The 23796-nt window shown below is 66.5% G+C and carries 24 protein-coding genes; 12 read left to right on the top strand and 12 right to left on the bottom strand.

Annotated features, from left to right (window positions below; all coding sequences use genetic code 11):
• The first annotated feature begins 118 nt into the window (after window positions 1–118).
• Window positions 119–2569, top strand: coding sequence for an Ig-like domain-containing protein (locus JGU66_22565; GenBank protein MBJ6763562.1), 2451 nt, complete (start codon window positions 119–121; stop codon window positions 2567–2569).
• Window positions 2570–2846: 277 nt separating this feature from the next.
• Here JGU66_22565 and JGU66_22560 read toward each other — a convergent pair whose 3' ends face one another.
• The 4 genes from JGU66_22560 to JGU66_22545 all read right to left on the bottom strand — a co-directional run bounded on the left by JGU66_22560 (window position 2847) and on the right by JGU66_22545 (window position 6599).
• Entirely contained in the window at window positions 2847–3590 is a 744-nt protein-coding gene (locus JGU66_22560) for a response regulator transcription factor (GenBank protein MBJ6763561.1), read from the bottom strand.
• Window positions 3556–4677: a histidine kinase gene (locus JGU66_22555; GenBank protein ID MBJ6763560.1), complete on the bottom strand. Its 1122-nt coding sequence runs from the start codon at window positions 4675–4677 to the stop codon at window positions 3556–3558. The genes JGU66_22560 and JGU66_22555 overlap by 35 nt, the downstream gene beginning before the upstream one ends.
• A gap of 26 nt (window positions 4678–4703) precedes the next feature.
• Window positions 4704–5837, bottom strand: coding sequence for an aminotransferase class I/II-fold pyridoxal phosphate-dependent enzyme (locus tag JGU66_22550; protein ID MBJ6763559.1), 1134 nt, complete (start codon window positions 5835–5837; stop codon window positions 4704–4706).
• Window positions 5838–5975: 138 nt separating this feature from the next.
• The gene (locus JGU66_22545; protein MBJ6763558.1) at window positions 5976–6599 is read right to left on the bottom strand and encodes a dihydrofolate reductase family protein; all 624 of its coding nucleotides are present in this window, start codon (window positions 6597–6599) and stop codon (window positions 5976–5978) included.
• Window positions 6600–6746: 147 nt separating this feature from the next.
• Here JGU66_22545 and JGU66_22540 point away from each other — a divergent pair, with 147 nt between their 5' ends.
• The 3 genes from JGU66_22540 to JGU66_22530 all read left to right on the top strand — a co-directional run bounded on the left by JGU66_22540 (window position 6747) and on the right by JGU66_22530 (window position 8955).
• On the top strand, window positions 6747–7568 hold the full coding sequence (locus JGU66_22540) for a helix-turn-helix transcriptional regulator (protein MBJ6763557.1): 822 nt from the start codon (window positions 6747–6749) through the stop codon (window positions 7566–7568).
• 231 nt (window positions 7569–7799) lie between these two features.
• On the top strand, window positions 7800–8543 hold the full coding sequence (locus JGU66_22535; GenBank protein ID MBJ6763556.1) for an alpha/beta hydrolase: 744 nt from the start codon (window positions 7800–7802) through the stop codon (window positions 8541–8543).
• 115 nt (window positions 8544–8658) lie between these two features.
• On the top strand, window positions 8659–8955 hold the full coding sequence (locus JGU66_22530; GenBank protein ID MBJ6763555.1) for a hypothetical protein: 297 nt from the start codon (window positions 8659–8661) through the stop codon (window positions 8953–8955).
• Window positions 8956–9016: 61 nt separating this feature from the next.
• Here JGU66_22530 and JGU66_22525 read toward each other — a convergent pair whose 3' ends face one another.
• Window positions 9017–9997: an alpha/beta hydrolase gene (locus tag JGU66_22525; GenBank protein ID MBJ6763554.1), complete on the bottom strand. Its 981-nt coding sequence runs from the start codon at window positions 9995–9997 to the stop codon at window positions 9017–9019.
• A gap of 140 nt (window positions 9998–10137) precedes the next feature.
• Between JGU66_22525 and JGU66_22520 the strand changes: the two genes are divergently transcribed.
• Together JGU66_22520 and JGU66_22515 are read left to right on the top strand one after the other, a co-directional pair.
• Window positions 10138–11010, top strand: coding sequence for a helix-turn-helix transcriptional regulator (locus JGU66_22520; GenBank protein MBJ6763553.1), 873 nt, complete (start codon window positions 10138–10140; stop codon window positions 11008–11010).
• A gap of 156 nt (window positions 11011–11166) precedes the next feature.
• Window positions 11167–12153: a hypothetical protein gene (locus JGU66_22515; GenBank protein ID MBJ6763552.1), complete on the top strand. Its 987-nt coding sequence runs from the start codon at window positions 11167–11169 to the stop codon at window positions 12151–12153.
• A gap of 164 nt (window positions 12154–12317) precedes the next feature.
• On the opposite strand, the gene JGU66_22510 is transcribed toward JGU66_22515, so the two are convergent.
• From JGU66_22510 to JGU66_22480, 7 genes are read right to left on the bottom strand one after another with little or no spacing between them, the layout of a single operon-like run.
• Complete coding sequence (locus tag JGU66_22510; protein MBJ6763551.1) at window positions 12318–13100, bottom strand: immunity 49 family protein; 783 nt, start codon at window positions 13098–13100, stop codon at window positions 12318–12320.
• Between the two features lie 29 nt (window positions 13101–13129).
• A complete protein-coding gene (locus tag JGU66_22505; protein MBJ6763550.1) occupies window positions 13130–13717 on the bottom strand; it encodes a hypothetical protein in 588 nt (195 codons plus the stop codon).
• A 13-nt stretch (window positions 13718–13730) separates the two neighbouring features.
• The gene (locus tag JGU66_22500; protein MBJ6763549.1) at window positions 13731–14594 is read right to left on the bottom strand and encodes an AHH domain-containing protein; all 864 of its coding nucleotides are present in this window, start codon (window positions 14592–14594) and stop codon (window positions 13731–13733) included.
• Complete coding sequence (locus tag JGU66_22495) at window positions 14591–15709, bottom strand: hypothetical protein (protein ID MBJ6763548.1); 1119 nt, start codon at window positions 15707–15709, stop codon at window positions 14591–14593. Before JGU66_22495 ends, JGU66_22500 begins: the two co-directional genes overlap by 4 nt.
• Before the next feature lie 36 nt (window positions 15710–15745).
• A complete protein-coding gene (locus JGU66_22490) occupies window positions 15746–17065 on the bottom strand; it encodes a TIGR02270 family protein (protein MBJ6763547.1) in 1320 nt (439 codons plus the stop codon).
• 57 nt (window positions 17066–17122) lie between these two features.
• Window positions 17123–17647: a hypothetical protein gene (locus tag JGU66_22485; GenBank protein ID MBJ6763546.1), complete on the bottom strand. Its 525-nt coding sequence runs from the start codon at window positions 17645–17647 to the stop codon at window positions 17123–17125.
• A 32-nt stretch (window positions 17648–17679) separates the two neighbouring features.
• On the bottom strand, window positions 17680–18144 hold the full coding sequence (locus JGU66_22480; protein ID MBJ6763545.1) for a DUF4150 domain-containing protein: 465 nt from the start codon (window positions 18142–18144) through the stop codon (window positions 17680–17682).
• A gap of 114 nt (window positions 18145–18258) precedes the next feature.
• On the opposite strand from JGU66_22480, the gene JGU66_22475 reads away from it, so the two are divergent.
• From JGU66_22475 to JGU66_22450, 6 genes are all read left to right on the top strand, one after another.
• Complete coding sequence (locus tag JGU66_22475; protein ID MBJ6763544.1) at window positions 18259–18753, top strand: hypothetical protein; 495 nt, start codon at window positions 18259–18261, stop codon at window positions 18751–18753.
• Window positions 18754–18887: 134 nt separating this feature from the next.
• Window positions 18888–19547 carry an LON peptidase substrate-binding domain-containing protein gene (locus tag JGU66_22470; protein MBJ6763543.1) on the top strand — a complete coding sequence of 220 codons (660 nt, stop codon included), beginning with the start codon at window positions 18888–18890 and terminating at the stop codon, window positions 19545–19547.
• Between the two features lie 110 nt (window positions 19548–19657).
• The gene (gene nadE / locus JGU66_22465; GenBank protein MBJ6763542.1) at window positions 19658–21550 is read left to right on the top strand and encodes an NAD(+) synthase; all 1893 of its coding nucleotides are present in this window, start codon (window positions 19658–19660) and stop codon (window positions 21548–21550) included.
• A 169-nt stretch (window positions 21551–21719) separates the two neighbouring features.
• Window positions 21720–22892, top strand: coding sequence for a hypothetical protein (locus tag JGU66_22460; protein MBJ6763541.1), 1173 nt, complete (start codon window positions 21720–21722; stop codon window positions 22890–22892).
• 149 nt (window positions 22893–23041) lie between these two features.
• The gene (locus JGU66_22455) at window positions 23042–23365 is read left to right on the top strand and encodes an FKBP-type peptidyl-prolyl cis-trans isomerase (GenBank protein ID MBJ6763540.1); all 324 of its coding nucleotides are present in this window, start codon (window positions 23042–23044) and stop codon (window positions 23363–23365) included.
• A gap of 36 nt (window positions 23366–23401) precedes the next feature.
• On the top strand, window positions 23402–23779 hold the full coding sequence (locus JGU66_22450) for a thiol reductase thioredoxin (protein MBJ6763539.1): 378 nt from the start codon (window positions 23402–23404) through the stop codon (window positions 23777–23779).
• The last annotated feature ends 17 nt before the right edge of the window (window positions 23780–23796 follow it).

Here is a 23796-nt window from a genome sequence, read left to right as displayed (position 1 = left end):
CCTCCCAGGCAACAGGGGCCTTCTTCTGTCATGACATTCTGTCATTGTACCGCCAGGAGTTTCATCGGAAACCGCCCATGGTATTTTGTCTGCCTCTTCGCCACTTTGAGGTCTGGCAATGACTGTGTTTCATGGAGCCTCCCGGCTCGCGCTGTGCCTGCTCACGTTCATCCTCGCCTGCGGTTCCACCGAACCCGATCCAACCCCCGGGGAGGACGACGAGACCGACAAGGTCGCCGCGCTCATCCTCTCGCCGAACGGGGCGACGCTGTTGGTGGGTGAATCCCTGACGCTGGCCGCCCAGGCGGTCGACAGCACCGGACGGGTGCTCAGGAACGTCCAGGTGACCTGGAGTTCCTACCTGCCGGAGTACGCCACGGTGACGAACGGCCGGCTGAAGGGCGTGGCCGTTGGCGGCTCGGTCATCACGGCCCAGGCGGGGTCGGCGAGCGCGACCCTGTCGGTGATCGTGATGCCAACCGACGCGTCCCAGCCTTCGAGTGACGAGGTGCTGGCGTCCGCGCGTGAAGCCGGCCTCATCAACGACGAGGAGCTGCTGGCCTACCAGGTGTACGCGGCGTTCAGCGATCCCCGCCTGCCCCTCCAGTACAAGGCCCGGGCCGAGCGTGGGTTCGACGTCACCATCCTCGAAACGCTGCGCGAGCGCTTCAACAGCCTCTCCGCGCCGATGCAGGAAGAACTCGGGATGTACCTGCTGCGCCCAGATGACCCGGGAAGCTGGCTCAACGTGCCCCTGCCTGACGCCCGGCTGAGCAGCATGAAGCGGCCCTCCTGCCGCCCCAGCTCCGACGGTTGGTACTCCCTGTCGAAGTCCTCCGCGAAGGTGAAGGTCTGGTTCGAGTACGCCGTCTCGGGTCAGCGCGAGCAGGCCCAGCTCCTCGACGAGACCATCGAGAAGGAGATCTGGCCAAAGCTGATGGCGCTGGGGCTCAAGGCTCCACTCACCGACGAGGCCTACGCTGGCTGCAACGGGGGCAGTTCCCAGATCGACCTCTACCTGGTCCGCAACATGGGCGGCTACGGGCTGACCCTTCCGGAAGGTCTCGACAACACGCAGGCGGCCACCTACATCCAGCTCTGGGACGGGCTTGACAATGATTCACTCAAAGCCGGGGCGACGCATGAGCTGATGCACGCCATCCAGTGGGCCTCCAAGACGAAGGGCCCGCAGAACAGCTACGGGTGGATCCGCGATGCGACCGCGAACTGGGCCATCGACCAGGTATTTGGACAGTCGCTGCAGCTCGAGCACCAATACGCCGACTGCTTCATGAGCACCCCGGACCTGCACCTGGAGAACCGCACCCAGGGCCACTGCACCTCGCCGGATGCGGGCAATGCCGCACGCGACTACGGCGCCTACCTGTTCTTCCAATTCCTGTCGAAGAAGTACGGCCCGGGCGTCGTGGTGGCGGCGCTCGACAAGCTGACCACGGAGACATCCAGCCTCACCGCGGTGGACTCCGTCTCCCCCGGCAAACTGGAGAAGGTCTGGCCGGAGTTCGCGAAGGTGCTCTGGAACCAGGCGCCCATCGACACCCAGGCGGAGTCCTTCAAGACGTGGGACGCGCTCAAGGAGAAGGTGAAGTTCAACGCGCTCAAGGGCGACCTGGCCGGCACGCCCGAACTCAAGGAAGAGCTCGACACCGAGCTGAACAACCTGGCCAACAGCTACCACCACTTCACCTTCAGCGACTCGAACACGCGCTCCCTGCTGTTCCACAACGGGTGGTTCAAGAACATCACCGAGTCGAAGGAGCCGGTGAAGGTGCTGGCGCTCTGGAACGACGCGAGCGGGGCGTGGCACGAGGAGGACTGGAGCGAATACGAGTACGTGGGCCTCTGCCGCGACATGAAATCACAGCGGGTCAAGGACCTCATCATCATCACCAGCAACGCGAAGTTCGCGCCCGGCGGCGGCGGGAGCCTGAAGGCGGCGAAGACGCCGTACCTCAAGCGCAGCAACGTGGGCTGCTGGAAGTACAAGGGGACTTCGAAGGCGGTCCTGGTGGCGCCGGGCTGGTCGGGCCGGGGAAAGATCATCGACGCGGACCTGGAGTACCAGGTGCTGGGTGCCTTCGCGACCGCGGATTATGATCATCCGAACTTCCCACACACGAAGCGGCTCGGGGCCTTCATGATCTTGGCGGCCAGCGGCGACTTCACGCTCGACATCAGCTACTCGCGCAATGGCTGCAGCTACTCGTTCGTGCCCACGAAGTACTCAATGGGGCCCACGGGCGGGGCGATGTTGATGAACCCGTTCAATGAATTGAAGTCACCGGATCCCGACACCCAGGGCTGGTTGTCGCACGCATCGCGCGCGTACAGAACGGCGCTCGGCGACGGACGCATCGTGAGCGTCGCCGTCAGTGGCAAGGACTGCCAGGGGCCGGAGCTGGATTCCCCCGGGAACATCCTCTTCACGGACTCGGGTGAACCCTCGGCCACACCGCAGCTCGTGAAGCCGAATGGCGAACTGTCCGGGACGCTCCCCATGGGGGACTCCATCTTCAGTTGGACGTTGCAGCCGCAGATCGAACCCTGAGCCGGAGGGTTGCCGCAGGAGTCCAGGGCTCCTGCGGTCTGGTCGTCCTCTCAGGGCTCGGGGACGAAGCCGTAGAGGGCGCTCTCGATGTCGGGCGTCAGGTAGACGGTGCCCGAGCGCCCCTGGGCGACGCCCGTGGGCAGGTCGCGCGGCGGGAAGGAGCGCTCTCGGGCAGACCGATGCGCAGCCTGCTCGCGACCACCGTCGACCTGCCCGTGACTGGATCGCTGCGCACCGTGTGCCGCGCTTCGAACGTGTTCTGCGCGGGTGAGCGGCTTCAGCCGAAGCGCTCGCGCAGCCCCGCGGCGTGGCTTCGACTCAGTGGAAGGGGCTCGGGTAGGCCGCGGAGGTGCACGTCACCGCCGCCGCTCAGGCTGCGGTCCACCCGCTCGACGAAGGCGAGGTTGACCAGCGCCGAACGGTGGATGCGCGCGAACATCTGCTCTGGCAGTCGCGCCTCCCATTCCTTCAGGGGACGTGGAGACAAGGTGTGTGTGCCGTCCGCGGTGACGACCTCCGCGTAGTCTCCGGCGCCGCAAACACAGACAATCTGGTCCACGCGCACGAAGCGCGAGCGGGCGCTGTTCTCGAGGAAGAGCATGTCGTGCTCGGCGAGCTTCTGGCGCACGGGCCCCAGGGGTGGCGCGGGCTTGGGTCGCTCGCCGGTCTCCAGTCGCGCCAGCGTTCGCGCGAGGCGCTCCGGGTGCACGGGCTTGAGCAGGTAGTCCAGCGCGTTGACCTCGAAGGCCCGTAGCGCGTGAGCGTCATAGGCCGTCACGAAGATGACCTCGAAGGGGCACTCGGGTAGGCGCGCGAGCAGGTCGAAGCCGCTCTCTCCCGGCATCTGCACGTCGAGGAAGAGCAGGTCGGGCTGTAGTGCCTGGATGCGCTCCAGTGCGGAGGCGACGCCGTCGGCCTCGCCCACCACCTTCACGAGCGGGTGAGGGGCCAAGAGCTCGCGCAGCTCGACTCTCGCGAGCCGCTCGTCATCCACCAGCAACGCGCGCAGTGGCGACGTCATGGGCATCCTCGGTGAAGGGGGCGGTCCACTCCCGCGCGGGTAGCTCGACGACGACGTGGACCCATCCGTCCGTCTCCGAGTGCTCCAGCGTCGCGCGGTCCGCGAAGAGCTGGGCCAGGCGCTCGCGCACGTTGCGCAGCCCCGTGCCGGTGCCGTGGGCTCCGGGCCCTCGGCTGGGCGGCGCCCACTGGCCCGTGTTGTCGACCTGGATGCGCAGCACCGGGCCCTCGCGTGTCACGCGGAGGCGCACTCGAACAGGCAATACGCCCGAGGCCATCCCGTGCTTCACCGCGTTGTCCAGCAGGGGCTGGATGAGGAACGCGGGGACGGTGAGCTGCTCCAAGCCCTTCGCGACAGAGATGGTCGCGTCCAGCTTCTCTTCGAAGCGCACGGACTCGATGCTCAGGTAGCTGCGCACCATGGCCAGCTCTTCCTCCAGCGGCACGTTGGGCGCGTCGCCTTTCTGGAGGGAGAAGCGCAGGAAGTCCGCCATCTCCGTCACCATGCGACGCGCTCTCGAGGGGTCTTCTCCTATGAGTGCCCGCACGGAGGTGAGCGCATTGAAGAGGAAGTGCGGATGCATCTGGTGCCGCAGGGACGTGAGCCTCGCCTCTTGTGCGAGGGCGTCCGCGCGAAGGGCTCGCTCTCGTTCGGCCTGCAAGGCGCGCGCGTGCTTGATGCCGAAATAGAGCGCGCTCCAGCCCAAGAGCGTGATGGCGTAGTCGTAGGCGAAGCGAGGCAGTCGGACGCTGTTGCCCGGCCAGTCGTAGGGCTGGGGGTAGAACCACGCGGCCCAGGCCTCGCCCAAGGCCATCCAGACGGTGCCGAGCAGGGCGCTGCCGACCATGGACGCCAGGGCCTGGCGCTTGAAGGTGCCCGGGAAGAGGGGCCGGTAGCCCAGGCGCAACACGCTGCTGAGGCTCAGTCCGAACAGCGCGCGCACGACCTTCACCACCACGAGGTTCAGGGCGCCGCCCTCGGCGGAGAGGATGGGCAGGAAGGTGATGATGAGCAGGCCCGCGTACAGCCCCCATCCTCCGAGCTGGAGGGTCCAGAAGGAAGGCGCGGAGGCTGGACGCTGAGACATGCGCGCAAGCTACCAGATGCACTGGGTCAGGCCTTCAGGGCGGCTCTCAGGAGGGGCGCGAGCGTGCGCATCTCCTCCACTGTTCCGAGGGTCAGTCGCAGCGCCGCGACGTCCGCGGGGATGGGCCGGGTGGGCACGGTGGTGAGCGAGAAGCCGTGCGGGATGAAGCGCGCGGGGAGGTCCAGCTGGTGGGCGCGGAGGGGGAACCACAGGAAGTTGCCGTGGCTCATGGGGTACTTGATGCCTGCGTCATCCAGCACGGTGGTGATGAGCTTGCGCGACTCCGCGTTGAGCTTGCGCATGCGAGGGACGAACTCCGTGTCCTCCAGGCTGGCATACGCCGCGGCGAGCCCCGTGGAGTTGATGAGCCCCATGCGCAGCTCGAGCAGGCGCTTCACCACGGCGGGCGGGGCCAGCGCGTAGCCGATGCGCATGCCGGCCAGGCCATAAATCTTGGAGAAGGTCCGCGAGATGATGACGTTCTTCCCCGCGCGCACCAGGTCCACCATGGAGAGGCCAGGAGCGGGCTCGACGTAGTGCAGGTAGGCCTCGTCCACCAACACGGTGGTGCGCGCCGACACCGTCTCGCAGAAGGCGCGCAGGCGGGCCGAGTCGAGGAGCGTCCCCGTGGGGTTGTTGGGATTGCACACCAGGACGAGCCGCGTGTCCGCGTCCACCGCGGCTTCCATGGCCGCGAGGTCGTGGACCTCATGCGCGTCGAGCGGCACGCGGTGCACCTTGCCGCCGATGCGCTCGGCGTAGGTGGGCAGCACGTCAAAAGTGGTCTTCGCGCACACGATGCGACCGCCTCCCGCGGCGTACTCGGCGGCGGCGCAGGTCAGCACTTCGACGGACCCGGAGGTGAGCAGGACATGGTCCGGCGTCAGCCCCTCCAGGTCGGCGATCCGCTGCTTCATCGCGTTGAGGACGTCGAGCGAGGAGTAGCGGCTGCTGAGGTAGAGCGACTCGCGAATGGCGCGCTGCGCGCCCTCGCACGGGCCATAGCGGTTCTCGTTGGAGAAGAGGCGGATGAGCGCCGAGCCGGTGCGAGGACGCGGTGGGGCCGCGGCCAGGGCGAGCCGAGGCCGGAGCACGAGGCTCGCGGTGGCTGCGGCAGCCCCGGTGAGGAGCGTTCTGCGGGTGGCAACGAAGTCGGACACGGCGAGCCTCCGTGCGCCGAGGGGATGGGCTCGGCGCCGAAGGAACGCTAGGGGCGACGTGCGTGGCGCGAGGGCCCGCATCGGTGACGGGAGGCGGGCATCGGTGAGTGGTGCGAACCCGCCGGTGAGGGCGTGGAGCTATGGCTTCCGGACGGCGTAGCGCAGGTGCGAGACGCTGGGGGAGGGCAGGGTGTCCACGAGTTCGAGCGAGACGCGGCTCGCGTCGAGGCCGTCGAACAGGCGGAGGCCCGTGCCCAAGAAGCACGGCGCCACCGTGAGGTTGAACTCATCGACCAGCCCGGCGTTGAGGGCCTCGACGATGGTGTGCGCGCCTCCCGAGATGCGGACGTCCTTGTCTCCCGCCGCCTCGCGTGCCCGACGCACCGCCTGCTCGAGGCCGTCGTTGACGAAGTGGAAGGTGGTTCCGCCCTTGCGCTCCCAGGGCGCGCGGACTTCGTGCGTCACGACGAAGACCGGCGTGTGGAAGGGGGCCTCCTCGGGCCAGTGGCGTTCACCCTCCTCGAACATCCGCTTGCCCATGACGTTGGCGCCGATGCGCTGAATCGTCTCTTCGATCCGCTGGTTGTCCACGCCCGTCTCTCCCCCGTCACCGAGTTGCAACATTCGCCGGAAGGCCCTCTGCGAGAAGAGCCACGCGTGCAGCATCGGGCCTCGGCCTCCAATGGGATTGTCCGGGCCTCGGTCGGGGCCCGCCAGGTAGCCATCGAGGGAGACGGTCACATCGAAGAACACTCGGGTCATGGGCATTGCTCCTGGTGTCCCAAGGGCACGCTTCACTTCGCGCCCCGGGTTTTCTTGAGAGACTCCCCGTGGGCGCGAAACTCATCGGTCGAGCCTGAAATAGTCGCAGGGGTTGCCGGGACCCGGGGCTGTTCGCATGCTGCACCCATGGCGGTCTCTCGTGGTGGGCCCACACAGGGCCCTCTGTCGGTTCAGCGCGCGGTCATCGCGCCGGGGGCGGGGCTCGCGCTCGCCCGGGTGACGGGGCACCGCGACGAGCCCTCGCATGCGCATCCGGTGGCGCACCTGGGCTTGCTCCTGGGCGGACACTACGAGGAGCGCCATGGTCGGGCTCCGGGACCCCGTGCCCCCCTGAGCGTGAGCTTCCATGCGCCGGGTGAGCGGCACGGTGGACGTTATGGCGACGCACCCGCGCACTTCCTGCTCGTGGAGCTGAGTCCGGCCTGGGCGCTCGCGCAGGGCCTTTCGCTGGAGCGCTGGGAGCCCGCGGCCGTGGAGCGGACCCGTGCGCTTCCTCGGCTCCTGGCGCGCATGGGGCGGGAGCTGAGGCTGGGGGACTCGGTCAGTCCGCTGGCCCTGCATGCCCTGCTGTTGGAAGCGATGGTGGAGGTTTCGCGCGCGCAGCGTTCACGGCGAGGAGCGCCACCTGTCTGGTTCGTGCGGGCACGAGAGCAGGTGGAGGCGCGCTACCGCGAACCCTTGTCCGTTCCAGCCGTGGCCGCCGTGGCGGGAGTGAGTCCTGCCGAACTGGCGGGAGGGTTCCGTCGCTGGTGTGGCGTGGGGATGGGCGCCTATGTCCGGAGGCTCCGCGTGGAGTTCGCGGCGCGCGCCCTGGTCGAAGGCGAGGCGAGCCTGACGGACATCGCGCTGGACGCGGGCTTCTGCGACCACAGTCACCTGACTCGCGCGTTCAAGGCGCTGATGGGCCGGACTCCCTCGGCCTACCGTGCCGAGCGACGCCGCGCCTGAGTCCGCGCACGTTTGTCCAAGGGGGCACATCCGTCCAAGCGCGCGGGTTCGCGGGCACGGCAGTCTGTCCGCATGATTCCAAGGCATCGAAGCGCGGGCCGCGCCACGCGGACGAGACGGTCAGGCGAAGCCGCGGGGCTCGGGTGGTTGACCGCATGTCTGGCGTTGGGGCTGATGGCCTGCGCACCCGCCACGGTGGGACCGAGGGCCTTCGCGAGCGCAGGAGGACGCATGGAGCGGATGGCGACCCAGGATGAAGGCACGGGCGGTACGCCGGTGGTGTTCGTGCACTCCCTGGGAGGCAGCGCGCGACAGTGGGCGGCGCAGGTGCGTCACCTGCGCGACTCGCGCCGAGTCATCGCGGTGGACTTGTGCGGGCACGGGCGCTCGCCCGCTCCTCCGGAGGGACGCTACGACATCGAGGTGCTGGGTGAAGAGCTCGCGCGCACGCTGGAGGGATTGGGCGTGCGGCGCGCGGTGCTGGTAGGCCACAGCTTCGGCGCGGACGTGGTGCTCGCCTGCGCCGCGGCGCATCCCGAGCGGGTCGCGGGAGTGTTGTTGGTGGACCCCGTGCCGGATGTGCAGGGGCTCGAGGACGCGAAGGCCTTCGTGGCGGCGCTCGATTCCGCCGAGTCCTCTCAGGTCCTGGAGGCGTATTGGGAGCAAGCCCTGGCGGGCGCGCGTCCGGAGGTGGCTCGGGAGGTGATGGCGCAGCTTCGCGCGACCCCGCGCGAGAGCGTGGTGGGCGGCTTCCGGGCCATGCTCACCTTCGACCCGGTGGCGGCGCTTCGGCGCTACGCCGGTCCCGCGCTGTCGGTGGTCACCCCGCCCAACGCCTCCCCGCGCAGCTTGCACGTGCTGTCATCGACGCTGGCGCACCACGTCGTACCGGGGACGAGTCACTGGCTTCAGATGGACGCGCCGGAGTCCTTCCACGCCAGCCTCGACCGCTTCCTGGCATCCCTGGCGAAATGAAACATGGATGCAATCTTTTCGATGATACGGAATGACAAGGGCTGACGTCGCACGACAGCCTCGCGTGATAGCGTGAATGCGTTGTCAGACAGCCATTCATTGGCCGGGGGCATTCATGCAAACAGGCTTCATCCGAGGAGCGTTGTGGCTCGCGTGCGCGTGGGTGGTGGGCTGCGGTGGTGCCGTCGCCGTCGATGACCAGGGGGAGCTGGGCACGACGGGTCAGGCGGAGATCCAGAACTGTGGGACGAATCTCCCGCCCTGTCCCTCGGGCTACCACTGCAGCACCACCGGAGTCCGTGGCACGTGTGAGCTGGACAATCCCCCGGCGTGCGGCCCGGCGCTGCCGCCGTGCCCCACCGGTTTCTATTGCTACGCCTATCCTCGAGGCTACTGCCGCCCCAGCCCCTGAGCGGAGCTGGAGGAGATGCCAGACGGGCCCGCTCCTCTCAGGACGGAGCGGCTCGTCTGTTTCACTTCACCTTCCACAGACGGAGGGCTTCCTCGGCGATGATGTCGGGGTTCTCCTCCTGGAAGAACAGCTTGCCGTTCGGCACGAAGCGGATGCCCTGGGAGCCGGGGAACGTGCGGTCGAGGTACTGCGCATCCGCGACCGGGAAGATGGTGTCGCTCGCGCCCCAGACCATGCGGACCGGGACGTGCGTGCGCTTGAGCTTCGCCTCGATTCCCGCGAGCGGGTTGGGGGCCAGCGCCCGGTGGAAGGCGTGATACTGCTCCCTGCGCAGCGGCGAGCTCACCATGGGTGCGGCGTAGAACTCGACGATCTCGTTGGTGAGCTGACTGGGATGCTCGAACACGCCCGCGCCGAACGTCGCGCGAGCCTTGTCCGGGTTGGTGAGCCACTCCGCGGTCGAGTCCGCGAGCGTCCCCGCGCGAGACATCTCGATGATTGGCATGACGCTGGGCGGCGGGCTGTTGGGCTCGGTGTCGCAGTTCGTCAAGAGCATCGACTTGACCCGCTGCGGGTACTTCACGAGGAAGAGCTGGGCGACCGCGCCGCCGCTGTCACTGGCCACGATGTCGACCTGGGAGACGCCGAGCGAGTCAAGGAAGGCCGCGAGCATGTCCACCTGGTCGGAAGCGGCCACCGGCTGGGACGCGGGGACCTCCGAGTAGCCCAGGCCCATGAAATCGGGCGCGATGCAGCGCCGGACGTTGCACAACCGGTCGAAGGCGCCGCGCCACTGGAAGCCGTTGAGAGGGGCGCCGTGGAGGAAAACGGCCGCGTCGCCCGTGCCTCGCTCCACGTAGGCAATCTTTCCGAACGAGAGCGGGGCGAAGCGCCGCGCCGCGCGCCAGGCCGCCGCGTCCGTCACCTGGGCCGCGCTGACGCCGGCCGGGGTAGAGTGCGACTCCGGGTGTGATGCGCAGGCGCCGAGCGTGCTGACCGCCAAGGCGATACCCGCGAACTTGAGGAAGAATCGGTGGTTCATGAGGCGTGCTCCAGGGGGGAGAGAACGCGCCAATAGTTGCAGCGAGGTTATTTCGGCGCGCGCATATCTGGCTGTTCGCGGGCACAAACGGATGATCTTCCGTGTTGCAGCCCGGCAGCCCGATGAGGAAGGTTCCTGCGATGACCGATCGACCCTCGTGCTACCCGAGCCTGCCAGCCACGTTGCTGAAGAGCCTTGGACCGGGGCGCATGCCATTGCTCGACGTGCTCACGTCACCGGTTCCGTCCGGCCGATTCGACTCGCCGGTGGATGACCGCCATGTGCTCTGCCTGCACGTGGGCGACCCGGTCCCGGTGACGTATCGCGTGGGGACCGCGGAGCGCCAGGGGGCGCGCCTCCACGGTCAGTTCTGCGTGGTGCCGGCGGGGTCGAGCACGCGGTGGACGTTGTCGGCGCCGGCGCGCTCGTTGCTCCTGCGGCTGACGCCTGAGCTGATGCGCGAGGTCGCGGAGGCCACGGGGGTGGGGGGGCAGGGGGCGGCGTTGGATCCCGCCATCCACATCCGGGACCCGCAGGTCGAGCGCATCGGCTGGATGATGCAGGCCGAGGACCACGACGGATATCCGGGTGGGAGACTCTTCGTGGACAGCCTGGCGACGGCGCTGGCCGCGCGGCTGTTCGCGTTGCAGTCCCACACGGAGGCCTCGGAGCCCAAGCGTCGTCACGCCTTGCCAGCGTGGCGGCTGCGCCAGGTGGTCGAGTACATCGAGGCGCACCTGGACGAGGACCTGACGCTGGTGGAGCTGGCGGGGGTGGCGGGGTTCAGCGTGTCTCACTTCAAGCCGCTGTTCAAACAGGCCACGGGGATGCCGGTGCATCGCTTCGTGCTGGAGCGTCGCGTGGAGCGAGCGCGGCTGCGTTTGATGGAAGGGCGCCTGAGCCTGACGGAGATCGCGCTGGAGGCGGGCTTCTCGCACTCGAGTCACATGGCCCGCTGCTTGCGCCGCTTCCTGGGCATGAGCCCCACGGAGATTGCTCGGGCGTCGCAGTGAACCTGCGGGCGTGAGGGCCTTGCGGACAGGGCAAGGCCCCGCATCTCGGGTGAGTGTCGGCTGAGCGACACCCAGGTTTGAGGGCCGCTGGGCACTGGTGAGAAGTGAGTAGGGTGGCAATCGCAGACAGGTCATGGCTTGTCGACGGGAGTCATCATGCCAGCGATTCCAGCCCCTGCGTTCCTGTTCAGCCTGTGCGTCGGATACTTCGCGCCCCGGTGTCTGCACCTCGTGACGCAGCTCGGGGTGGCGGACGTCCTGGGAAACACCCCCATGAGCTCCGAGGAGTTGGCGCGGGCCACGGGCGCCCATGCGGACTCGCTCCATCGGATGATGCGGATGCTGGCCTCGAATGGGGTGTTCGAGCGGCGCGGCAACGGGTGGGCGCACACGGACGCCTCCGAGCACCTGAAGGAGAACCACCCTCAATCCCAGCGGTCCCTCGTGTTGATGATGGGCAATGACATCAACTGGAGCGCGGCGGGGGTGTTGGGGGGCACGCTCCGGACGGGGCACACCGCATGCGACGTGGTGTCGCCGGGAGGGCTCTGGCCGTACCTGCGGGCCCGTCCGGAGGAGGCGCGCATCTTCGACGCGGCGATGAACAGCAAGTCCCACATGGCCATCGGCGCGGTGCTCCAGGGGATGGACTTCCACCGCTACGAGCACATCGCGGATATTGCCGGAGGCCGGGGTCACATCCTCTCGGCGATTCTGGATGCCACGCCTCGCGCGCGCGGCACGCTGTTCGATTTGCCGGACGTGGTGGCGAACGCGCTGACGCATCCGCGCATGAAGGGCCAATCCGGGGACTTCTTCGTGGGGCCACTGCCTCGCGCCGACGTGTACCTGTTGAGCAACGTCCTCCACGACTGGCTGGACCCGCAAGCCATCTCCATCTTCCGGCGCATCCGGGAGGTGGCCCCGCCCCACGCGGAGGTGCTGGTGCTGGAGATGATGCTGCCCGAGAGCCCCGAGCCCCACCCGGCCGTGGCGATGGACCTCATCATGCTCTCGCTGACGGGAGGCCGGGAGCGGACACAGGGCGAGTACGGTGTGCTGCTCGCCGAAGGGGGCTTCAAGCTGGACCGCATCATCTCCACGGACAGCCCCTACTCCATCCTGGTGGGCAAGGTGGCGTGATGGAGAGGGCGCGCTCCTGAATCAAGTTGGCAGCGGGCTCATCGCGCTGGTTCACTCGATAGCTCCGCAGCTCGGAGCCTTTCCGTGCTCGCTGCGGAGCTGCCTTCCGCTGCGCTTTGCCGGAGCCCGGAGCGGTGAATGGCGCAGATGGACGGAAGTGGAAACTACGGATCGAGTGCGAGGACCCAGTCACCGCAATACCTCTCGGCCATGGGCAGTCGCGCGAGGGGTGGGCAGTAGAGGAAGGCCTCGTCGAAGGTGGGAATCCCCGCGCGCTCCGCGAGTCGCAGCAGTGCGAGTCCCTCCATCCAGATGGAGCGGTGAGGGGCGAAGCGAGTAACGGGAGTCGTGAAGAGCTTGGCCTTCTTTTCTACGTCTTCGCTATGGACGAGCAAGGCCGCGCGAAAGGCTGTCACGAACGCTTCCGAATCAGCATCCAGCAGGGCTTTGGCACAAGCGGCGCGCTGCTCGTTTCCTGGGCCGCCCAGCGCCTCAAGGGACTCGGCGCACGCGAGGGCTGAGTCACGCGTTCCGGGGCCGACGAGTGCGCAGAGGAGCTGGGCTTGGGCGTGCTCCGTTCTGTACTCCTCGTCAGGAATCCAGCGCGTTTCGGAGAGTGCTGCCAGTTGTTCCGCGAGCGCCCAGTCTCCTGCGGTGAGGGCGCCCGCGAGTGGCGCGGTGTGTCGTGACGCAGGCATCGGAAGTCCCCTCGCACGCAGGGTCTTCAGCAGCCGTCGCCAGTTCTCTCCTGCCCGGCACAAGTTGAGGAAGAAACCCTGGGGGTTCCCATCCACCAGTAAGGTGGCAACCGCAATGACGTGGAAATGGACGCACAGTTCCTCCACGTCACGAATGAGGGACTCCCGGTTGGCGAGAGGATCAAATGAACGCAGCACCCGTTGGACGGCTCGCCCCGAGTCATTCCGCAGTGCAGCAAGTCGAGTCACCTCATTCTCCTCCGTGACCAGAGTGACTCTTATCCCACGGCCATTTCATTGTAGCCGTTGGCTGGAAGTGCCTTGAGCCCAGTCACGCCCGCCTTCTCGAGTGCTTCGAGGACGCGACCCGAGACGAGGATGAGTTCCATCATGTGCTTGGCGCGGAAGATGTCTGCCTTGGGGTCGATCTGGTTCTCGGTCAGCACCAAGTTTTTCATCCTCGCGATGTCCGTCTTCACGAGGTTGCTCATCCGATACTTCGACTTCTCCATGTCAATGGCGTCCTGGGCTCCGAGGACATTGAGAAGGCCATATCCGTCTGCGACGGGGTTCCATTGGTGGTCGCACAGTGTGACGGGGAGAAACTCCACGTTCTCCACCCTCAATTCGTCGAGCACCTGCTTCACACGGGGGGAGACGAGCAGCACTCCGACCGTATTGCGGACGAAGTCGTAGACCTTGCGTCGATCCGGGAAGTGGTCGGAGAAAGAGACCTTGCCGCCGGCCGGGAACTGCCGGCCCAGTGGCTCTCCGGTGCTGAACTTCCAGTGGGTTGGACTGTCCTTGGGAAGCGCATCAATGATGCCGCCGTCCGCTGACTCTGCTTTCAGGATCCAGTAATTCATGGGTGTTCGCTTCCTACCAGAGACTGCCCCAGTCGTATTGGGTCGTGCCGTCCTTGTTCGCGTAGCGGACGTGTTCGGAGCCGGCTCCGGTAAAGCGCACACCCGCGACCTTGGCCGCGACAATGGCCCGACTCAGCTCAACGAGAAATTCCCAGGAGTCCTCTTCAAGCGCCTTCAGCTCCTCGAACATCAATTCGGGGAGATTGCCATGGTCCTTGATGCTGTCGATGGTCTGTTGGAGCTTGGCGGATAACTTTCGCATTTCGTCCATGATCCGCATGGTGTAGGCGGCATGGTCGCTGGGGTGGCAGATGAGTGCGTGGACTGGCACGGCCCAGTCCTCGGACGGCAGGTTGATGACGTTGTGGCCGTGATTGATGTTGTACTCGGATACGAGAATCAGCCGAATCTGCTTGTAAGTGAAGGCGGGTTTCCCATCCTTCATCTCGTAATAGAATGCTGAACCCGGCAGCATGTGATGTGCTTCCCAGGGGTAGGGATGCTGCTGGGTATATGTCGGATTGAAGTTCTCCTTCGGCCCCCCGGGAAACTCCGCCCGCTCCTTCACCATGTCCCGGATTTCCTCCAGGTGGGCATGGCTGAAGTCGCGATATACGCCTCGCCCATTCTGCGCCTTGAGGTACAGATAACCCCGCCGCGCGTAGTTGTCCCCCTTGGCCAGGAGGCCCTTGAGCGGAGCATTCGGGTCGATGTGCCCATCCGCGGGCGCCGGAGGCTCATCCTTCTTTTTCTTCTTCTTCTCCTCTTTGGCCTTCGAACGCTTCTCGTCCTTGCGCTTGGCGTTGCGCTTGTAGATGTCGTTGAGCCGCTTGGCCAATTCCGAATTGGGTTCGTGACGAACTTCACCCGTACTCATGACTTTGCTCCCTTGTTGAGAGGGTGAGGCTCCGCCGACAGAAGGAATGCTGCGCGGCCAGCGTCGTCTGCACAAGACAGGACGAGGCAGGAGGTCGCGGGGGCATACCCGCGCTCCAGCCCACGTATGGCCAGGCAAGCTCCTACCGCGCCGGAGGCTGCTCCTACTTCGCCAAAACCGATGGCCGGATACCAAGTGGGGGGCGCGTCGAAGGCCGGCCCCAGCGCTCGCAATTGAAGCAATGCCATTCCCCACTCCCTCGCGCGCCACTCCTCACCATTGTGGTCACTCACCAGCAGAGGAGTTCCCTGGATGTGGCCGTCCACAGCTAGCGCATCGCGCGCGCATCCTGCCAGTGCTCGTCCATCAGAGGGTTTGTCTGCGCCACGTGAGAACGCCTCAACCCCCAAGCGGATCGCGCGAAGTTCCACGGCGGGCTTGTTGCGAGAGTCATTCACCGGGGGTTCCGTCGTGAGCAGGAGGGCCGCGCCTGCCTCGCCAGGGATAAGTCCGGTAGGGCGTGCGGGAGACTTCAGTCGCTGGTCGATGGCGAGCGACTGAATCGTGTCCTCCTCCACAAGGCAGTCGAGCCCCATGACCACGCAGGCCTTCATGCTCCGACGCATCAGTTCGACCTGTGCTGCGTGGAGGGCTTGAGTGAATGCGATGTGTCCTCCGCCAAAGAAGCGCAAGGGTCCCTTCCAGGAGAGTCCCAGGTTCCGCAGGCTCTGCGTCAGCACTCGCGTTCCCAGTCCATTCAAGCGGTCCTGGAGCGACTCGTCCAAGTCGCCGAGTTCAAGTCCTCGCTCGGACGGATCCGGGAGTGCGATGAAGAAGCCTGTGCTTGGTTCAATTGTCGCGAGGTCCACGCGCGAGCACAGATCCTTGAGTGTTTCACAGGTCAGCGCGACGAGTCTCCCGACGCCACTGAACCCGAACGTGGATATCGGCGCGCTGCAGATCGTGACCGGCTGCGGTGTATCGTCTCCTGGCTCCGCGACCTCTGCGTCGGGCGACTGCGATGGTTGAAAGAGATTGGCGCGAAACGCAGCGCAGGCGGGTGTGGCAGCACCGAGACACGAGACCATGCCCAATGCTTGGACGCGGACTCTCATGATCCTCGTCCCTCAACTACTCCTCGATAAGGTACCTCAACCATGGAGCACTTCCAGTGAGCGAAGGAACCGTGTCGTAGGAAGCCTCCGTGCGGTCTCCCATTGTGCGTGCTGGTCGCGCACCCAGACATCGAGATCGAGCACGCATTCACCCCGCGTCCGCAACGCGAGGGCCAGTGCCAATGGACGGCGGCGATACATGGAGCTCTCTCGAAGTGCGCCGAGGAGAGTCTCCTGCCCAAAGGGGCGTCCGAGCACATACCGAGTTGTGCGCTCGAAACGGCGGCTTTGAGTTCGCCACCAATGATCCGCCTGGGCTGCATCTGGATGGGGGAGATCATCCTCGGGGCTCGGTTCAGCGGGCTCTCTCGAGGTGCTCATTGCCTGTGGGTCCGGTTCGATCTCGGATGGCGCCACCTTCCATCCGGTCACCGTAGAGAATGCTTCGGCTGCCAGGGGCGCGAGCTCATCCGTCCGCATGAGGGCCAGTGCAGCCTCCGCAGCCTCTACGGTTCCTAGTAGCCCGAGTGCACGTAGGGCATGCCTCTGGAGCCCTGTGTCTTTCAGGGCATTGAGCACGGAGGCTTGCCCCGTTGGTCCTCCCATGATGGCCAGGGCATACAGTGCGAGTTCAGGGGAACTGTCGCGGGTCTCCACCCTGTGTCGACACTCATGCCAAGCGAGTTGCATGCCCGCGACGAGTCCCGCCTCCAGGGCAGAGTTTCTCACTTCGGGAAGTGAAGAACGTAGCCCCAACCTCAAGGACTCGTCCGACAATCGCGAAGGACATGTCCGCACGCAGCGGAAGGCTGAAGCTCGGATTCCCGGCTCCTCATGCGTCAACAGGGTGCGCAGTACGGGGCCGGGGTCTACTCGCCATGCTGCGAAGAGGTCGAGCACGGACATTGTCAGAAGAGCTGGCGTTGTCGCGGAATCCAGCAAAGGAAGCAGCCGCTGCTTCATGGACTCTGTGCCGATGAGTCTCAGCGCTGGGCGGAGCGCCATGCATGTCGCCTCGTCCCCCTCCAAGACTTGTTGAAGCACTGACTCGATGGATGCAGCCGGTGCGTCTTCCTGCATCAGCATCGCGAGGGTGGCAACCTCCACCACACCCGTTTCGTCGTGCAGGTCCAAGGCTGGCACCAGCAATCGGGCGGCGACCTTTCTACCTCCGAGTACCAGGGCGTCGACATGAGCGAGCAGTCTCCCTTCCAGCTCGGCCACCTCGTCGAGCACGTAGTCCGGACCCACGAGCGCGCGCGAACGCTGGCGCCACAGGAAGGAGCCCTCGTCGAGATGGGCTGCGTAGGTGTCCCAGGCGATAGGGAGCGCAAGATAGGGAGGCAGTGGCGCCATGATGCAAATCGAGGATGGGGGCTCGGTGGAAGAGCTGGTTGAAGGAGTTCCTGCTCGCTAGTTGATTTGAGTCTTGCCTCCCCGCAGGCGAAGTACTCGTCCAGCATCAATCTTCACGTCGTCCCCGCGGATGAGTACCTGGCCATTGCGTCGCAAGACCAGGCTCGCCTTGCCACAACGCAGGGAGATCTCGTCGGCGGTTTCGCCCACCATCTCGTCCAGAGAGAATCGTTTGCCATTGACGACCAGCTCGGACGTGCCCGTCTGAGGCTCGCTGAGCAGTTCATCCAGCAGGGGAGTCTCCGAAGGCTCCTGGACAAAGCCGAGGATGAGCGGGCGTGCGGGAAGTCCTCGCTCGAAGCAGAGGACGACCCCTTGGCGCTGCTGCACGGCCAGGCGCAGCGTGGCTGAATTCGCGGGCGTCGCCAATCGCGCATCAATCGGGCCTCGGTGGTTGCCCTCGAAGTCAACCTGCACGGCTCCTCTGGCTCCAAGTCCTGTGACCCAGCCCACGAGGTTCCCGAGAATGGGTTCATCCGTGTCGAGCGTGGCCTGCTGATTTTCCTGCTCACGTGAATGCATGTCCCCCTCCATCAGGATGCTGCAGGCGCCGCCTAGATTTCCTTGTCGCAGATCAGGCAGTTACACTTCCCCGACCCTTGGCCTACGGCGACCACGGGAGGTTGCATGACCGGCGACGGGGGCGTGTTCTTGTCGTTGTGTAGCATCAGGTCCATGGCGCGAGCGACGTTCTTTCCTTCGAATTGCACGTCGAAAGAGAAGTTGACGAACTCGGCTTTGCCTTGGGTCTTGGCTGAAACGACGCCGCCACCTGCGGTCCCCGCTTCATCGCCTGTGCTCGTGCTGAAGTTCGAGTCCTTCACGCACACGGGGTTGCCATCCACCGATACCTTCTTCGTGCCCTTGGCCGTATCCGACGACTTCGCGATGTTCGGATAAGGGAGGGGGATGGGCCCAGCTGGACTCGGTGTCTTGCAGACGTCTGGGAATGCGACGGAGACCCCACTTGAGTCTTGAGTGATGACGGAGAGCTTGTTGACTCCCACCGAGTTTGCCATGGCGGCTCCGGCGTTCTGTGGCTGGACAGGAATTTGAGTCTCGCATGAGGCCTCTCGGACGGGCAATCTGATGGTTCGGCTGGTCGTGTTTCATGGGCCGCGGTCGCGGGGTGGGTGCGCCGCGACATCTGCGATACGAAAGACTGCTTGGGGGGGGCGATGCTCAGTGCCGAAGCGCGAGCTCAGAGGCTTGTTCGGATCTTCTCCCGAACCGGTGGGGAGGGGCCGTCGACACGCGAGTTCGGTCACTTCCCGGAGGATGTGCGCACCCGGTTGGTCGAGAGTGCCTCTGTGCATGCTGGAGAGCTGCCTGTCATTGCGTTCTGCCGGAGCCCGGGGGAGTGGCTGCTCGTCACCACCGAGCGCGTCGTGCTGGACCGGGGACATGGCGTCACCTCCATCCGCTGGGAAGAGGTCGAGGATGCGACGACGGACGCCGCGCATGTCGGTGTCGCGCTGGGTTCGGGTGCTCAGGGGAAACTCGCCCTGAGCTGGCTGCGGATTCAGCGCCGCACGGGCGAGGACATCGTGATGGAGGTGGAGTCTGGGCCCGCGTTCTTTGGGCTCTGGAACGTCCTGAAGACCGTTGCCGCTCTGCGCAAGGCTTGAGCGGGCGGTGGCTCGGAATCCCTTGAGATTCCGGGGGCTTCTCCCAGGTGGGTTGCCAGGAGCGGCCGGGCTGGCGCTTGATTGAAATGCGACCGGCGCCCCGGGAGCTTATCAACTCAGGAAGGATGCCCCCGATGACCGCCCAGGAACGCGTCGAGCGCGCTGCCCGTGCCTCGCTCAAGGTCTTCCCCCTGCCCTCCGCTGTCTTGTTCCCCCACACCGTCATCCCCCTCCATATCTTCGAGCCTCGCTATCGCGCGCTCGTGAAGGAGGCCCTCGCCACCGACCGCGTCATGGCCATGGCGCAGCTCGTCCCCGGCTGGGAGGGCAACTACGAGGGAAAACCCTCGCTCCAGCCCATGCTCTGCGCCGGCGTCATCCTCTGGGATGAACAGGTCGAGGACGGGCGCTACAACATCCTCCTTCAAGGCATCAGCCGCGTGCGCTGCCTCGAGGAGCTGACCACCGAGCACCTCTATCGCGAGGTCCGCGGCGAGGTCCTCCCCGAGATGCCCTACTCGGGCCCCGAGGAAGAGCAGCTCCGTCAGGCCGTGTTCGAACTCGCCGGACGCGTGCCGCCGTCCTTCGCCGAGAACCTCCTGCCCGTGGCCGCGCGCGCCACCGGCGGCATGCTCGCGGACGTGGTCGCCTCCGCCGTCATTCCCGAGGCCGAACGCCGCCAGGAATTGTTGGAAGAGTTGAACGTGCGCCGCCGACTGGAGATGGTCCTCGAGGACGTGGGCGAACTCATCGGCCGCCTCCAGCCCATGCGGCCCAGCGGCCCGCTCAACTGACGGGGCGTGCCTCGGGGCTTGCCTCCGCGCCCGTCCCGGGCATTGCTGGGGCCCTCAACGTCAGCGACCGCCCGCTCCCTCGCGCGGCGGCATGAAGGAATCGACGCACCATGCGGCTCGTGAAGATTGGCATCGCCAGCGTCAACACCACCGTGGGCGCCTTCGCCCAGAACGTGGACCGGGCCCTCGCGCTCGCCCGACGGATGGCGGATGAGCAGGTGACGGTGGGCGTCTTCCAGGAGCAGCTCATCTCTGGCTACCCCGCCGAGGACCTGGTCCAGTGGCAGGGCTTCATGGACCACCAGTGGCCCGAGCTGGAGCGCTTCGCCAAGGAGACCGCCGCGTTCCCCACGGCGTTCGTGCTCGGCGTGGGCGTGCCTCACCAGGGCGTGCGCCTCAACTGCGCGGCCGTGGTCGCGGGCGGCAAGGTGCTGGGCCTCGTGCCCAAGGAGAAGCTGCCCACCTACAACATCTTCTACGAGGGCCGCACCTACGGCCGAGGCCAGCCGGGCATGGCGGAGGTCCATCGCGGCATCCCGCTGGGCGACTACGTCTTCCGCTTCGACTTCGGCGTGCTCGCCCCCGAAGTCTGCGAGGACATCTGGAGCGCGGATGGCCCCATGCGCCGCCGCACCTACTCGGGCGGCGAGCTGGTGGTGAACATCTCCGCCTCGCCCTTCCGCATCGGCTACGTGGAGACGCGCCGCGAACTCATCGCCACGCGCGCCTCCGACCATCAGTGCACCATCGCCTACGCCAACGCCGTGGGCAGCAACGACGGGCTCATCTTCGACGGCGGCGGCTTCCTCAACCAGAACGGCCGGCACGTGCTGGAGACGCCGCGCTTCCAGGAGGGCTACGCCTCCGCGGTGGTGGACCTGGACCGCACCGTGCGCCTGCGCGCCGAGGCCACCACGTGGCGCGTGGACCGCGAGGCCTGGTTGGCCTCGGGCAAGTCCCAGGTGCCCACGGTGGACTGCACGGGCGCGGTGCGTTCGCGCCGAGAGTCACTCACCTATCCCGTGCCGCCTCACCGCAGCTTCTTCTTGCCCGGCCCCGACACCCGCCGCTCGGCGCGCGTGGCCTTGTGTGAGGACGTGCTCGACGCGCTCGCCCTGGGCGTGGGCGACTACTTCGAGAAGACGCGCGCCTTCAAGTTGCTAGGCATTGCGTTGTCCGGCGGACGTGACTCGCTGCTGACCCTGCTCATCGCGCATCGCTACGCGAAGCGGGTGCGGCCCCAGAACCCGGGCTCGCTGCTCCAGGCCTTCTACATGCCCAGCCCGTACTCCAGTCAGCAGACGCGCGACGCGGCGGAGACCATCGCGCGCGAGCTGGGCGTGCCGTTCCAGGTGGTGTCCATCGAAGAGGCCTTCGCGCGCGAGCTCGCCGTCACGAAGACGATGCTCGGCGACACGCCCATCAGCCCCCTCACCGAGCAGAACATCCAGGCCCGCCTGCGCGCGCAGCGCATGTGGAACTGGAGCAACTCCAGCGGCGGCCTCTTCCTCCAGACGGGCAACATGAGTGAGAAGTCCGTGGGCTACACCACCATTGGCGGTGACCTCATGGGCGCGCTCGCCGTCATCGCCAACGTCCCCAAGACGGTGGTGATGTACCTCTTGGACTACCTGCTGGAGACGACGGGCCTGGAGGGCATCCGCAAGGTGTTGGCGAAGCCGGCCGGTCCGGAGCTGGCGCACAACCAGATGGGCGAGGAGGAGCTGATGCCCTTCCCCATCCTCGACGCGTGCTTCTACCTGTACGCGGGCGAGAAGCTGACGCCCTCGGAGATGCGCACGGCGCTCGCGGCCATGTTCCCGGAGGTCGAGGCCTCGCGCGCCGCGGCCTATGTGGAGAAGTTCGTCCGACTGTTCCAGCAGTCCATCTACAAGTGGGTGCAGTCGCCGCTGTCGCTGCACATTGGCAACCTGGACCTGGACCGCGAGCGCGCTCTGCAATTGCCTGTCGTCACCGGCAGCGGGTGGCTGAAAGACGCCTAGTTTTCGGCCCCGCCGTGCGCCCGCTCGCTGTGATGTCGGTCCCGCGCCACGTCTGACCGCCCGCCCCTCGGGCGAGCGGCCAGCGCTCATCCCTCGGGGCTGGGTGTGCCTTGTCGGATGTTCCGCCGGCAACAACCTTCTCGTCAGTCATTCGACGATGGAGGTCGGGATGAAAGCAGCGATTCTGTCGGGCGTGCTGGCGGCGCTCATGTATGGGTCGGGAGCGGTGGCCGCGGATTGTCCTCCGGGGCAGGTGAAAGCGGACCGCGCGAAGGATGCCGACAAGGTCGTGGCGCAGGCGCCCGATGTGGATGTCCAAGAGGACAGCCTCATCATCGAGCCGCAGGCGCAGGACCCATCCATGCAGCAGGACTCGGGCGTGGGTGGCAGTGGCAGCAGCGACTCGCAAGGGAGCAGCACCAGCAGTGCTTCCTCCAGCGCGATGCCGAGCGGCGCGAGCCAGGGCTCGCCGGGCACGATGTATATGAACGTGCCCTACCGGTGCGAGCCCGTGAACCAGAACTCGGGCGCTGGCGTGGGTGGCAGCGGCACGGGAGGCAGCGGCTCGGAGTTCCAGGGGAACAGTGGGTCCATTGCCCCCGCCCAGCCGATGATGCAGGCGCCGCCGCCGACGCCCCCGCCCCCGCCGCCGCAAGGCCAGTCGGAGAGCTACCCGAAGTCGCAGCAGGGGAGCCTCTCCGGTGAGAGCGGCACGGGCGGCAGTGGCTTGGCCCAGCCGCCTCCGGACTACCGGCCTTCGAACACGCAGGTCGTGAACGTGGAGCCGCCCAAGCCGGAGAAGGAGAAGAAGAACAAGGAGACCGGCGTCACGGTGCTCCTGGGCGCTGGTGTGGAGGGCTACACGGGCGCGCTGGCGCCGCAAATCCAGCCGGGCGCGACGGCGGGCGTGTCCGCGGCCATCCGTCCCAACTCGGTGCTGGGGGTGGAGGTCGGCTACACGGGCGCGCTCAACGACGTGAAGTCGCGTGACAACACCAACGTGGGCGTCAGCGGCCCGGACCTGGTCCGCAACGGTGGCCAGGCCGCGCTGACCCTGGCGGTGACTCCGGGCGCGTGGCAGCCGTATGTGCTGGGAGGGATTGGCGTGAGCAACTACCACTTCCGTGGCGGCCAGTCGCTGGGCTTCAAGGACGACACGGTGGGCAACGTGCCGGTGGGCGTGGGTCTGCGAGGCCATGTGGGCCACTTCACCGCGGACGCGCGCGTCAATTACAACCTCCTGTTCGACAAGCAGTTCGCCCCGGATATCTCCTCGGGCGGCGGTGACTTGAGCGGGGGTGGCAGCTACGCGGGCACGCTCAACCTGGGCGGTACGTTCTAGGCGCCAGCCCCGGCGAGTTCCCTGGTAGAGACAGCGGCGCGGTGCCCGGAATCCAACGGGGCCGCGTCGCTGCTCGCTTGGGAGCGGCGGCCGCCGAGACTCCGCGTTAGAGTGGGCCTTTCGGCGTTGAATCCAGAGGAGCCGCGAGCATGACGTTGAAGCTGGAAGACGTGAAGGTGGGCACGGGGACCGAGGCGACGGCGGGCAAGTCCGTCACGGTGCACTACGTGGGGACGCTGACCAATGGCTCCAAGTTCGACAGCAGCCGGGACCGCGGTCAGGGCTTCACGTTCAAGCTCGGTGCGGGTCAGGTCATCCAGGGCTGGGACAAGGGCGTGGCCGGGATGAAGGTGGGCGGTGTGCGCAAGCTCACCATTCCTCCTGAGATGGGCTACGGCGCTCGCGGCTACCCGCCCGTCATCCCGCCCAACTCGACGCTCCTGTTCGAGGTGGAGCTGCTCGAGGTCCGCTAGCACAGCCCCCGGGTTCCCCGGGAAGGAAGGTCCGTCATGGCGACGGTGGAAATCACGAAGGATAACTTCAAGGAGACGGTGTCGAAGGGCATCGTCATCCTGGACTGGTGGGCGGCCTGGTGTGGCCCGTGTCGCGCGTTCGCGCCCACCTTCGAGGCTGCGTCCGGCAAGCACGCGGACATCGTCTTCGGGAAGATTGATACGGACGCGCAGCCGGATTTGTCGGGCGCGTTCGCGATTCGCTCCATCCCGACGCTGATGATGTTCCGCGACGGCATCCTCCTGTTCGAGCAGCCGGGAGCGCTCCCGGCCGCGGCGCTGGAGGACCTGATTGGTCAGGTCCGCGCCCTGGACATGGATGAAGTCCGCCGCGAGATGGCCGAGCGACGCGCGAACGAGCCCCCCAAGGCCTGACGCGCTCCGAGACTCCC

It is taken from the genome of Myxococcaceae bacterium JPH2 (assembly GCA_016458225.1).
Lineage (GTDB): Bacteria > Myxococcota > Myxococcia > Myxococcales > Myxococcaceae > Citreicoccus.
The sequence above is the reverse complement of the archived record's forward strand: the minus strand, read 5'-3'. Positions and strand labels throughout refer to the sequence as shown.